This window comes from Stenotrophomonas sp. pho (assembly GCF_006228405.1).
GTDB lineage: Bacteria > Pseudomonadota > Gammaproteobacteria > Xanthomonadales > Xanthomonadaceae > Stenotrophomonas > Stenotrophomonas sepilia.
Map to the genome: position 1 here is coordinate 1912864 of NZ_CP029759.1, position 12206 is coordinate 1925069.

The window sequence follows — 12206 nt, forward strand, 5'->3', positions numbered from 1 at the left end:
AACACTTACTGCTTGCATCCATGTCATCCGCTTCGGCGCAGCATCTCGGCGAAGTCCTCCAGCAATCCTATGGCATCACCGCGACCGCCGTGGTGCCACGCCCGGTTGGCGCCGATGCCAACGCCAGCGTGTATCGCATCGATGCACGGCGCGGGCAGTGGTGGTTGAAATGCCGCAGTTATCAGGTGGCCCCTGCCGTCTGGGACACCCTGCATTGGCTGCGCGGCACGCTGGGTATCGAGGAGATCGTTGCGCCCTGGCCGGCGTTGACCGGCGGGGCATCGGTGCAGCGCTGGGGCCTGCAGTTCACCCTGTTCCCGTATGTGGAAGGCCAGTCCGGTTTCGAGGCGGCATTGAGCCGCACGCAATGGCAACGGTTGGGCGAGGTGCTGCGGCGCCTGCACGAGGCGTGCCCGCCACCGGCGCTGCAGGAAGCGCTGCCAAGCATCCGGATGGAAACCGCGGCGCTTGATACCGTCGGGCAGTGGCTGGCCGGCGAAGGCCTGGCGGCTGCCAAGGATGGGCTGGGCCGTGCCTTCGTTTCCGTCTGGGACCAGCAGCACGCGCGCATCGCGGCGCTGCACGCGCAGGCACTGCAGCTGCACGCGGCGTTGCAGGATGTGCCGGTGCGGCTGCACCTGTGCCACACCGACCTTCATGCCGGCAATCTGCTGATGGGCAATGACGGCGGCCTGCACCTGATCGACTGGGATGGCCTGTCGCTGGCACCGCGCGAGCGCGACCTGATGTTCATCGGTGGCGCTGTCGGCGGGCGCTGGGGCCGCGAGAACCCGTTGGGATTCGAGGAAGGCTATGGCAGCGACCGCGGCGACCCTCGCTGGATCGCCTGGTACCGTCACTGGCGCATCCTGCAGGACCTGATCGAGTTCCAGCAGGTCCTGCTGGGCAGCGATGGAGAGGACCGGTCGCCGCAGCTGCGCCGGCAGTCGCTGCATTTCCTCAGCGAACAGTTCGCACCGGGCAATGTGTTCGACGCGGCCGAGCGGGTGTATCGCGCGCTGTAGATCCACGCCATGCGTGGATGAACCCTGCGCGCTCAGTCAACGGTGGAGGCGCGAAGAGCAGCCGAGCGTAGGCTCGGCTCTACAGAGGAGTGCAGCGTCATCCACGCGTGGCGCGGATTTACTCGGCGGGCTTCGCCGCTGATGAGGCGGCTGCGCTGGCGGCGCGGCGCGACAGCACGGCCTCGCGGTGGGCAATGTAGGCGTTGGCGGCGAGGATGATGCCGGCGCCGATGATCGTCCAGCGGTCCACGCTTTCGTTGAACAGCAGCCAGCCGAACAGCGTCACCAGCGGCAGCTGCAGGAAGCTGATCGGGGTCAGCGCCGAGACTTCACCCAGGCGCAGCGCCCGCGTCCACAACAGCTGGCCGATGGTGCCGAGCACGCCGGTGGCCAGCAGCCACAGCCAGGCCATGCCGCTCGGCCAGACCCAGACGAACAGCGCCGGAACCAGCGACAGCGGCACCCAGAACACGTAGGTGTAGAGCACCACGGTATCGGCGCTGTCGACGCGGGTGAGCTGCTTGATCTGGATCGCCACCAGCGAACTGAGCACCGCGGCGGCCACGGCGACCAGGCTGCCCGCGGTGAAGCCGGCGGTACCGGGTCGCACGATCACCAGCACACCGATGAAGCCGATCACGACCGCGGCCCAGCGGCGCACGCGCACGGTTTCACCCAGCCACAGCACGGCGGCAATCGTGACGAACAGTGGCGTGGAGTACGACAGCGACACCGCTTGCGCCAACGGCAGGTGGCCCAGCGCCCAGAACGCGCACAGCATCGAGCCCAGGCCGATCGCACTGCGCACGAAATAGCGCGGCAGCTGCCGCGTCTTCAGCGGAGCACGGCCCGGCCGCAGCAGCATCGGCAGCAACGCCAGCAGGCCGAAGGCATTGCGGAAGAACGCCACTTCCTGGGTTGGCACGTACCGGGTGGCGTAGCGGATCGCGACCGCCATCAGGCCGAATGCCATCGTGCTGCCAAGCATCAGCAGCGCCGCCCGCATCGGGGCGCTTGGGGAAAGGGCGGGGGTGTTCACCACTGTGCGCCGAGCAGGCGGGGCTCCGGTTCGATCGGCACGCCGAACTTCTCCAGCACCGAGGCCGAGATGCGGCGCGCCAGCGCCAGCAGCTCAGCACCGCTGGCATTGCCGTGGTTGACCAGTACCAGCGCGTGGCTGGGGGCCACGCCGGCATCGCCTTCGCGGAAGCCCTTCCAGCCGCAGGACTCGATCATCCATGCCGCCGAGACCTTGCGCTTGCCGTCCTGCTCGGCCGGGAACACCGGCAGGTCGGGGAAGTGCTGCAGCAGCACGTCGACCTGTTCCAGCGGCAGCACCGGGTTTTTGAAGAAGCTGCCGGCGTTGCCCAGTACATCCGGGTCGGGCAGCTTGCGGCGGCGGATCGCGATCACGGCATTGGCAACGTCCACTGCGCTCGGCAGCTCCACGCCCTGTGCCTGCAGTTCCTCGCGGATGCCGGCGTAGTCCATGCGCAGATCGTGCAGCAGTGGCAGCTTCAGTTCGATGGCGGTGATCAGGTAGCGATCCGGTTGCTGCTTGAACACGCTGTCGCGGTAGGCGAAGCCACACTGTTCGTTGTCCAGCCGTACCCAGGCCTGTTGCTGGCAGTCCCAGGCCTCGACGGCCTGGATGAACTCGCCGACCTGCGCGCCATAGGCGCCGATGTTCTGGATCGGCGCGGCACCGGCGGTGCCGGGAATCAGCGCCAGGTTCTCCAGCCCGGACAGGCCTTCCTGCAGCGACCACATCACCAGGCCATGCCACGGCACGCCGGCGCCGGCACGGATCACGGCATGGTCGGCGCGGTGTTCAAGGAAACTGATGTCACGGTTGCCGAACACCAGTACGGTGCCCGGCAGGTCCTCGGCGATCAGAACGTTGCTGCCGCTGCCCAGCACCAGCAGTGGGTCGCTGGCCACCTCGGGCAATGCCAGCACCTCCGGCAGCAGCGCGGCATCGTGCAGTTCCAGCAGCTGCGCGGCGCTGGCCTGCACGTGGAAGGTATTCAGCGCCTGCAGCGGCGCATTGCGGGTGAGCGTCCAGCGCAGCGGGGCGTTGCCGTCGATGGTATCCATGGGCGCGCTCACAGCGGGGCCACCGCGCCGCGGCTCGGCGCTTCGCGGCGGCGACGGATCGCCTCGACGCATTCGGAAACCAGCGCCGGTCCACGGAAGATCAGGCCGCTGTAGCACTGCACCAGTGCGGCACCGGCCGCCATCTTGGCTACTGCATCGGCGCCGGACAGGATGCCGCCGACGCCGACCAGCGGCACCGATTCGGGCAGGCGCGCGCGCAGGCGGCGCAGCACCAGCGTGGACTGCTCCAGCACCGGTGCACCGGACAGGCCGCCAGCCTCATTGGCCAGCGGATCGCCGGCCACCTTGCTGTGGTCGATGGTGGTGTTGGTGGCGATCACGCCGTCCACCTGCAGTTCGCCCAGCACGCGGGCGGCGGCGTCGATATCGCGTTCGCTGAGGTCCGGCGCCACCTTCACCAGCATCGGCACGCGTCGGCCGTGGCGGGCAGCAAGGTCTTCCTGGCGGTCGCGCAACTGGCTGACCAGCTGGCGCAGCGCGGTCTCTTCCTGCAGCTCACGCAGGCCGGCGGTGTTGGGCGAGGAGATGTTGACGGTGATGTAATCGGCCAGCGGGTACACCTTGTCCAGGCAGGCGATGTAATCGTCCACGGCCTGTTCGTTGGGTGTGTCTTTGTTCTTGCCGATGTTGATGCCGAGCAGGCCGCGGCGGTTGCGCGCGCGCTCGACGTTGCGCACCAGCGCATCCACGCCCGCATTGTTGAAGCCCATGCGGTTGATGATGGCGTTGTGTTCCGGCAGGCGGAACAGGCGCGGTTGCGGATTGCCGGCCTGCGGGCGCGGGGTGATGGTGCCGATTTCGACGAAGCCGAAGCCGAGCGCGAACAGTGCATCGATGTGCTCGCCGTTCTTGTCCAGGCCGGCGGCCAGGCCGACCGGATTGGGGAAGGTCAGCCCGAACACCGTGCTGGGCATCGGCGCGATGCGTGCGGCCAGCAGCGGCGTGGTGCCGGTGCGATAGGCCAGGTCCAGTGCGGACAGGCCGAGGCCGTGGGCGCGCTCGGCGTCGAGCGAGAACAGGAAGGGGCGGGCAAGCGAATACATGCGTCGGTTCAGTCCAGCGTGCCGAGGAAGGCTCGGGTTCGATATTCAAAAGCGACCTGGCCGTCCACCGCATGGGCGGCGAACAGGTCCTGCAAAGCGTCGATCATCGCCGCGTGGCGGGGATGACCGGATTGGGGTGCGTAGGAGGAGGACAGCAGGCGCCCGCGCAGGGCGTCGAACTCCAGATGCTGCACGTTCGACAGCTCTACCCTGCCGCGCAGGCCGGGGCCGAACCAGGCCTGCATGGTGGCATCGTCCTGGTAGCGCTCGGCCACAGCGGTGTAGTCGGTGCCATAGTCCAGCAGCAACTGTTCGTAGCCGATCAGGAACGGGCTGGCATCGAGCAGGCGCGAATTCCAGTAGATCAGTGCCTGGCCACCGGGGCGCAGGATGCGCTGCCACTCGGCGCGCACCGCCACGGTGTCGAACCAGTGAAAGGCCTGCGCGACGCTGACCAGATCGATGCTGGCATCGTCCAGTGTGGTGGCCTCGGCGCGGCCGTCCACCGCACGGAACTGCGGGTACTGCGGTGCCAGCCACTGTTCGGCGGCGGCGCGCATCGCAGCGTTGGGCTCGACCGCCACCAGCGGATGACCGCTGGCGAGAAACGGACGGCTGGAGATGCCGGTGCCGGCGCCGATGTCGGCGACACGGGCCTGGTGGCTGACGCCCATCGGGCCGTGCAGCCAGTCCAGCAGTGCGGGCGGGTAGTCGGGCCGGTAGCGGACGTAGTCGGCGACGCGGCTGCTGAAGCGTTCAGTGCTGTCGGAGGCGGTCATGGCGTCAGTTCGACACCGCCGCCAGCCATGCCAGGCCGCCGAAGAACAGGATGAAGACCAGGACGGCGGCAAGCACGGCGCCGACCATGACCCAGCCCAGCACCAGGCCGGTAACGGCCAGGCCGTCGCCTTCCAGTTCATGCGGGCGGCGGCGGATCTCGGCGCGGGCCATGTGGCCGGTGATGATGGCGACGATGCTGGCCACGAAGGGCAGGACGGTCCAGCTGGCGATGCCCATGACCAGGCTGACCACGGCCAGGGCGCTTGTCTGTCGGGGTGCCACGCTCATCGGGTCCTCCTTGGCAGTATGCACATGATAGTGCCTCTGCCCGGGCAATCCCATGGGCAGTGCCCTGTAGAGCCGAGCCCATGCTCGGCTGCCCCCTTGGGCTCATGCGGGATCGACCGCGTCTTGCGTGCAAGCCGAGCATGGGCTCGGCTCTACAAATTCAGCCCATCAACACCTGGCCGCCATCCACGTTGAGCACGCTGCCGGTAACCCAGCGCGCCAGTGGCGAGCACAGGAACAGGGCGGCGTCGGCGATCTCACGCGGGTGGCCAAAGCGACCGAACGGGATCTTCGCCAGGGTGCCGTGGTACAGCGCTGGATCCTCGATGCGGCGACGGTCCCAGAGCCCGTCATCGAACTCGATCGAGCCCGGTGCGATGGCGTTGACCCGGATCCGGTCCTTGGCCAGCGCCAGCGCCTGCGAGGTGGTGTAGTGCGAAAGCGCGGCCTTGGCAGCGGCGTAGGGCGCGCCACCGGGGCGCGGCTGCTGCGCGGCAATCGACGACAGATTGAGGATGCAGGCATCGCTGGATGCGCGCAGCCAGGGCAGGGCCAGGCGTGAGGCACGCACCGCCGCCATCAGGTCGATCTGCAGGCTCGCGGACCAGCCCTCCTCATTGTCGGCCATGCCGTAGCCGGTGGCATTGTTGACCAGCACATCGATGCCGCCGAAGGCATCGGCGGCGGCCTGCAGCCAGGCCTGGATCTGGCCGGGATCGGCCAGATCGGTGGAAAACGCATGCAATGGCGTGCCCTGCGCCTGTGCATCGGTGCGCAGGGCCTCCAGGCCGGCCTGGCCGCGCGCGCAGACCGAGACCTGCGCACCGGCACCCGCAAAGGCCAGTGCCATTTCACGACCAATGCCCTTGCTGCCGCCGGCAATGAGCACGCGGCGGCCGCTGAAATCGAGGATCGGAGCCCCTGCGGGGATCCGACCCTGGGCATGGCTCAGATCCCCGGAGGGGCTCTGACCCACAGACGTGTCTGCGTCGCTTGCCATCACAGGTCGAACTTGATGCCCTGCGCCAGCGGCAGCGAATCCGAATAGTTGATGGTGTTGGTCTGGCGGCGCATGTAGACCTTCCAGGCATCCGAACCGGACTCGCGGCCACCGCCGGTGTCCTTCTCGCCACCGAAGGCGCCGCCGATCTCCGCACCGGACGTGCCGATGTTGATGTTGGCGATGCCGCAGTCGCTGCCGGCGGCCGACAGGAACTTCTCGGCGGTCTTCAGGTTCTGGGTGAAGATCGAGGACGACAGGCCCTGGGGCACGCCGTTCTGCATGTCGATGGCTTCGTCGAGGGTGTCGTACGGCATCACGTACAGGATCGGTGCGAAGGTCTCGTGCTGGACCACCGCGTCGCTGTTCTTCAGGCCCGTGACGATTGCAGGCAGCACGAAGTTGCCGGCGCGGTCGATGCGGGTGCCGCCGGTCTCGATGGTGCCGCCGGCCGCCTTGGCCTGGGCAATGGCATCGAGGAACTGCTGCACGGCGCCTTCGCTGTTCAGCGGGCCCATCAGGTTGGCGGCATCGGTCGGATCGCCGATCTTGCCTTCCACCTGCTTGTAGGCCTTGACCAGGGTGGCCAGCACGTCGGCGTAGATCGAGCGGTGCACGATCAGGCGGCGGGTGGTGGTGCAACGCTGGCCGGCAGTGCCGACCGCACCGAACACGATGCCCGGCACGGCCAGCTTCAGGTCGGCGGTTTCGTCCAGGATGATCGCGTTGTTGCCGCCCAGTTCCAGCAGGCAGCGGCCGAGGCGGCGTGCGACCTTCTCGTTGACGGTGCGGCCGACCTGGGTCGAGCCGGTGAAGCTGATCAGCGGCACGCGGCGGTCATCGACCATCTTTTCCGACAGCGCGGTGCCGGCATCGTTGATCAGGAAGAAGATGTCCGGGAAGCCCGCTTCGCGCAGGGCATCGTTGCAGATCTTCAGCGAGGCGATGGCGGTCAGCGGCGTCTTGTTGGACGGCTTCCAGATGCACACGTCGCCACAGATCGCCGCCAGGAACGAGTTCCAGCTCCACACCGCGACCGGGAAGTTGAAGGCCGAGATGATGCCGACCAGGCCCAGCGGATGGTACTGCTCGTACATGCGGTGGCCGGGACGCTCGGAATGCATGGTGTAGCCGTACAGCATGCGGCTCTGGCCCACGGCGAAATCGGCGATGTCGATCATCTCCTGCACCTCGCCATCGCCTTCCGGCTTGCTCTTGCCCATTTCCAGGGCAACCAGCGAACCCAGGGCGTCCTTGTGCCTGCGCAGCGCTTCACCGCACAGGCGCACGGCTTCACCGCGGCGCGGCGCCGGCGTGGTACGCCAGACCTTGAAGGCTTCCTGGGCGCGGGCGACGACGGTCTCGTACTCGGCCTCGGTGGTGGCGCGGACCTGCGCGATCGGCTCGCCGGTGGTCGGGTTGACCGGGGTGATCAGCTCACCGCTGGTCGCGCTCGACCACTCCCCGTTGCCCAGGTACGTGCCAGCGTTGATCGCGTCCAGGCCAAGGGACTTGAGCAGCTCGGAAGACATGCAGACTCCTGTGTTTCGTTACGTTGTTTGGCGCCATCGCGGGCAGTGGGGGACGCGATGAACTGAATCGCCGATGGTAGCAGAGCGCCCCGACCGGCCATGGTGCAACGCGCCAGCGGAACCGGGCTGGACATGAATGCTTGGAGGGCAGGGCACGTTGGCTGTAAACTTCCCGGCTGCATGGCCCCGTAGCTCAGCTGGATAGAGCGTCCCCCTCCTAAGGGGAAGGTCGCCCGTTCGAATCGGGCCGGGGTCACCAGAATCAATAACTTAGGCGGACTCAGTGGTGAGCATTTCCCACTGTTTTCTGCATATTCACAGGATTTGGTCCCAGTGGTCCCAGCGCTCTTAGCCGCGCGGATCAGTACCTGAGCTTCGCCACAGTACCGTCGTCGCCCTCAGGCGTCAGGTGGGCATAGAACTTCTCTGTCGTGGCGTAATCAGCGTGCCCGGCCAGAATCTGCACCCTTCGCAACGGAACTCCGGCCATCACCATGTGGGCGCAGAAGGTGTGCCGCAGCCGGTTGAGGCTACCGCCGATTCCCACACGCTTGGCATCCGAGGCGAACCAGTCGGAAAGCATGTCGTTGTGCGCGACAATAGCAGATGGGGTAGGCGGCGAAGCGCCCAGCGGGCGTACTGGTTCGGCAACACCCCGCGCCACTTGCCTGACTCCGCGAACACGGTGGACTCAATGCCGCGATTGTTGCAGGCGGCCAGGAACTTCCTGGAGGCGGGATGGCAGTATGCCGAGCGCGAAAATGACCTCTCCCGTGTCGGTTGGGGCACCAGCTGAACGGTGCGCAGGCGCTCAGTCATGGTCGGCACCTCTTATGGCGGATGATGCGGCGCCTGCTATCGGACTACATGCCGTAGATGACCGTCCCGGGAAAGAGATCGCGCATGTGGTGCGGCATCTTCCCGTCCACCACAACTCGCCATCTCAGGACCGAGGCACGATGCCTGCCGAATGCCTTCAGAGGATGAGCCAAAACTGGATGCTCGTTTCTGGGTTGCATGGCGCAGCAGACTTTGACCATTAAGCAGCAGACTTTGACCATTAAGACGCCTCCGCCTGCCATGCGCCGATATGGCCGCAGAACACTGCGATCTTTATCAAGGCCCTGGCCGAAGCATGTTGCTCGCTACTGCTGTTCCTGCGACAGGTGCCGAACTGGCTGGTGCACTTAGAGGTATTGCCGAGCGACCGCTAAAACTCCGCTCTTTTGCACCTCAAATTCGACACGGGTCTCGGTAACGCAAATTTCCATGTCCTAGAATCGAGGAGCGGGCAAGACGCCCGCTGGAAATCTGTATGTCCATTCTCTAAGGAGTAGATGTGAAGAAGATGATCGTTGTAGCAGCCGTATTGGCCGGAGCTCTGGCCGTGAACGCGTCCGCCCAAGAGGTGGATTACCTGGGAGCCTCGCCCAAGCTCTTGGCAGAAGCCAATGCGCAGGCGGCGGACTTGCCGGCGGGTGTTCAGCTGGTTGAACTTGAGCGTTGGCGCAGTAGGGATGATACCTTCTCGGCGCGGCCGCTGAACACTCCGGGTGGAATGCAGCATCCAGGCAGGAAGGAAGGCACTTTGGGCTTCATTTCCTACTATCCATTCGAAGGCAGTGTGACAATGTACGCATGCCTCAACAACAACTGGCTGGATAGCTTCTCTTCGATGGATCCGAATTGCGAAGGCCATATGAAGACCACGAACGGCATGCCGATTACGGGTTACATCGCTGCTACGCAGCTCCCGGGCACTGTCCCCTTGTACCGCTGCATGCGCGGTGGTCTGAAGCCGAACAACTGGGCAGATCACTTCGATACATTGGATGCCAACTGCGAAGGCGTGAAGTATCCGGTAAACGAAGGAATCATGGGCTACATCTGGCTCTGATTTATCGATGATCTGCGCCACTGTCAGATAAGGAGGCAGTCGCGACTGCCTCCAAGAGATCGCGGCGGTGATTCTTCAAGCGAACGCCGAAGAGGCTATGGCGATCCTGCTGGTAGCGAACCGCAGTACATGAATGTCTGTTGGGTCAGCTGCGTAGTGAGCTCTGCCCCGATTTTCTGGCGTCGCGGACGGACGATGATGGTGAAAATGTGCAAGTCACCCACGTTGTCCCCGGGCAGTAGAGGGTCAGGGTCCTTTCGCAGGTCGAACGCCAGCAGCGACCCCATCAAACCTGCAAATCACTGATCTTAGGTCGCAATGGAAGCTTTCCTAAGGGGAAGGTCGCCCGTCCGAATCGGGCCGGGGTCCCCCTGTTTGCGGCGCCACGTCCGCACGCTGCCCGCGAGGCCACTCGGATATGCTGGCGCCTCGCCACGCGATCCGCCCGCTATGGACCACCGCCTGCAGCCCGTGCAACCCCAGGACTACGCGCTCATCGCCGGGTGGCTGGATTCGGCCGCAGCCACGCGGCGCTGGGCCGGACCGGGCGTGTCCTATCCACTGCGACCCGAGCAGTTCGAGCAGGTATTGCAGCTGCGCGAACGCCCGGGATGGCTGCTGCTGGCAGAAAACGGCATGCGCGTGGGTTTCGGCCAGGCCTGGTGCACCGAGCCGGGTACGATGCATCTGGGCCGTCTGGTGGTTGCCCCGCAGGCACGGGGCTGCGGTCTCGGGCGGAGGTTGGTACACGCGCTGATCGAGCAGGCGTTCCAGTCTGATGCCGTTGAACGGCTGACCTTGCGGGTCTATCGGGACAATGCCGCCGCAGTTGCGTTGTACCGGTCCCTCGGCTTCGAGCCGGTGGACACTGCATCCACGCCGGCGCTGCTGTTCATGCAGCGGGCCCGGCGCTGAGCATGGCCACGCAGGCCGGTACGCCTTCAGTCCTGCTTGAGCAGTTCAACCAGCTGGCGCAAGCGATAGGGCTTGGGCAGGAACTCCACCTGCTCAGGAAGCGGCGGCAGCTGCGAACGCGCATAGCCGGAGGACAGGATCATGCGTGCATGCGGCTGCTCACGCGCGACGTGCTCGCTGAGCTCGATGCCGGACATGCCATTGGGCATGCTGACATCGCTGAACACCACGTCGAAGCGTGCGTCGCCCTTCAACAACGCAGCGGCTTCATGCCCGTCGGCGGTGGTGGACACCTCGATGCCGAAATCGCGCAGGGCCATGCCGATCATCTCGCGCAGATCGTTCTGGTCCTCCACCATCAGTACGCGGATCGGGTCATCGGTCATGGGTTGCATCCTCGGTTGCGGGGAGCAGCAGGCTGACCGTGGTGCCGACACCGGGCGTGGTGGACACATCGACGAAGCCGCCGCTCTGGGTAGTGAATCCGAACACCTGGCTCAGGCCCAGGCCGCTGCCCTTGCCGATGTCCTTGGTGGTGAAGAAGGGCTCGCTGGCCCGCTCGGCGATGTCGGCGGCCATGCCGTGGCCTTCGTCGCAGACGCTGAGGGTGACATAGCCGCGTTGCAGCGTGGTGTCCGCATCCGGGTCGAGGCGATGTTCCAACGCGGTGCCGATCAGGATGCGGCCGCCATCGGCGGTGGCCTCCACGGCATTGGCCACCAGGTTCGCCAGGGCGGTCTGGAGCTGCATCGCATCGGTGCTCACCAGCGGCAGGCCCGGGGTGAGATGGGCTTCCAGTACCACCGTGGGCGGGCAGGCGCGTTGCAGGTCCGGCAGCCACTGTCGTACCAGCGCATTGATGTCCACCGATTCCCGGATCAGGGTCTGGCCGGTGCTGAAGGCCAGCAGCTGGCGGGTCAGCAGCGCGCCGCGGTCGGTGGCTGCCTGCGCGGCATCCAGCAGCTCGGCTGCGCGTGCATCGTCACTGCTGACACGCAGCGACAGCAGGTCAAGGGCGTTGCCGATGGTGGTCAGCAGGTTGTTGAACTCATGTGAGAGGCCGCGAGTGAGCCGGCCGACCGTCTCGAACTGCTGCGTATTGCGCAGCGCACGCTGGGCATCGCGCAGCAGCCGCTGCGCCTGCCACTGCTCGGTGATGTCACGGGTGATCTTGACGAAGCCGAGCAGTTCGCCGGCTTCCACGACCGGTTCGATGACCACGCTGGCGCGGAACGACGAGCCATCGCGGCGAACGCGCCAGCCCTCACTGGCGGCATGACCCTGCTGCGCTGCCACGCGAAGCAGGCGCTTCGGTTCACCGGCCTCGCGGTCGGCGGCCAGGTAGAAGCGGCTGAAGTGCGTTCCCACCACTTCATCGACTGAATAGCCTTTGATACGTTCGGCGCCCGGGTTCCAGCTGCACACGATGCCTTCAGGATCAAGCAGGTACAGCGCATGGTCGCGCACGCTGTCGATCAGCAGTCGCAGTTGTCGGGAAGGGTCCGTCAGCACGGACGTAGTAGAGGCGGCTGCGTCCAAGTGTAAATAAGTGTTACCCCTGTGAGGGACGTGAAGCTAGGCACTCAAGTGTGAAGGATGCGTGCACAC

13 protein-coding genes and 1 tRNA gene are annotated in these 12206 nt (G+C 65.9%); 4 read left to right on the plus strand and 10 right to left on the minus strand.

The features are described from left to right. The first annotated feature begins 20 nt into the window (after window positions 1-20). Window positions 21-1025, plus strand: a complete 1005-nt coding sequence (locus tag DL544_RS09030) for an aminoglycoside phosphotransferase family protein (RefSeq protein ID WP_005416294.1) — start codon at window positions 21-23, stop codon at window positions 1023-1025. 118 nt (window positions 1026-1143) lie between these two features. Here DL544_RS09030 and DL544_RS09035 read toward each other — a convergent pair whose 3' ends face one another. The 7 genes from DL544_RS09035 to amaB all read right to left on the minus strand — a co-directional run bounded on the left by DL544_RS09035 (window position 1144) and on the right by amaB (window position 7786). After that, the gene (locus tag DL544_RS09035; RefSeq protein ID WP_065185121.1) at window positions 1144-2031 is read right to left on the minus strand and encodes a DMT family transporter; all 888 of its coding nucleotides are present in this window, start codon (window positions 2029-2031) and stop codon (window positions 1144-1146) included. Window positions 2032-2060: 29 nt separating this feature from the next. After that, on the minus strand, window positions 2061-3122 hold the full coding sequence (gene murB / locus DL544_RS09040) for a UDP-N-acetylmuramate dehydrogenase (RefSeq protein WP_065177504.1): 1062 nt from the start codon (window positions 3120-3122) through the stop codon (window positions 2061-2063). A gap of 8 nt (window positions 3123-3130) precedes the next feature. Continuing rightward, window positions 3131-4186 carry a quinone-dependent dihydroorotate dehydrogenase gene (locus DL544_RS09045; protein ID WP_061477858.1) on the minus strand — a complete coding sequence of 352 codons (1056 nt, stop codon included), beginning with the start codon at window positions 4184-4186 and terminating at the stop codon, window positions 3131-3133. Between the two features lie 8 nt (window positions 4187-4194). Further along, window positions 4195-4965 (minus strand): class I SAM-dependent methyltransferase, encoded by a 771-nt coding sequence (locus DL544_RS09050; protein ID WP_065177505.1) that lies wholly within the window; start codon window positions 4963-4965, stop codon window positions 4195-4197. A gap of 4 nt (window positions 4966-4969) precedes the next feature. After that, a complete protein-coding gene (locus DL544_RS09055) occupies window positions 4970-5254 on the minus strand; it encodes a DUF4190 domain-containing protein (RefSeq protein ID WP_005416299.1) in 285 nt (94 codons plus the stop codon). A gap of 160 nt (window positions 5255-5414) precedes the next feature. Next, window positions 5415-6254 carry an SDR family NAD(P)-dependent oxidoreductase gene (locus DL544_RS09060; RefSeq protein WP_032954130.1) on the minus strand — a complete coding sequence of 280 codons (840 nt, stop codon included), beginning with the start codon at window positions 6252-6254 and terminating at the stop codon, window positions 5415-5417. Continuing rightward, window positions 6254-7786, minus strand: coding sequence for an L-piperidine-6-carboxylate dehydrogenase (gene amaB, locus DL544_RS09065; RefSeq protein WP_005416301.1), 1533 nt, complete (start codon window positions 7784-7786; stop codon window positions 6254-6256). The genes DL544_RS09060 and amaB overlap by 1 nt, the downstream gene beginning before the upstream one ends. A gap of 182 nt (window positions 7787-7968) precedes the next feature. Between amaB and DL544_RS09070 the strand changes: the two genes are divergently transcribed. Next, window positions 7969-8045 (plus strand) — tRNA-Arg (locus tag DL544_RS09070). Between the two features lie 102 nt (window positions 8046-8147). Here the strand turns inward: DL544_RS09070 and DL544_RS21750 are convergent. Beyond that, window positions 8148-8369, minus strand: a complete 222-nt coding sequence (locus DL544_RS21750; RefSeq protein WP_235645937.1) for a tyrosine-type recombinase/integrase — start codon at window positions 8367-8369, stop codon at window positions 8148-8150. A 756-nt stretch (window positions 8370-9125) separates the two neighbouring features. On the opposite strand from DL544_RS21750, the gene DL544_RS09080 reads away from it, so the two are divergent. Beyond that, window positions 9126-9683 carry a hypothetical protein gene (locus DL544_RS09080; protein WP_139727023.1) on the plus strand — a complete coding sequence of 186 codons (558 nt, stop codon included), beginning with the start codon at window positions 9126-9128 and terminating at the stop codon, window positions 9681-9683. Window positions 9684-10133: 450 nt separating this feature from the next. Beyond that, window positions 10134-10598, plus strand: coding sequence for a GNAT family N-acetyltransferase (locus DL544_RS09085; RefSeq protein ID WP_139727024.1), 465 nt, complete (start codon window positions 10134-10136; stop codon window positions 10596-10598). 26 nt (window positions 10599-10624) lie between these two features. On the opposite strand, the gene DL544_RS09090 is transcribed toward DL544_RS09085, so the two are convergent. Together DL544_RS09090 and DL544_RS09095 are read right to left on the minus strand one after the other, a co-directional pair. Beyond that, window positions 10625-10984, minus strand: a complete 360-nt coding sequence (locus DL544_RS09090) for a response regulator (RefSeq protein WP_049413819.1) — start codon at window positions 10982-10984, stop codon at window positions 10625-10627. Then, a complete protein-coding gene (locus tag DL544_RS09095) occupies window positions 10974-12137 on the minus strand; it encodes a two-component system sensor histidine kinase NtrB (protein WP_265329437.1) in 1164 nt (387 codons plus the stop codon). The genes DL544_RS09090 and DL544_RS09095 overlap by 11 nt, the downstream gene beginning before the upstream one ends. Between the last annotated feature and the right edge of the window lie 69 nt (window positions 12138-12206).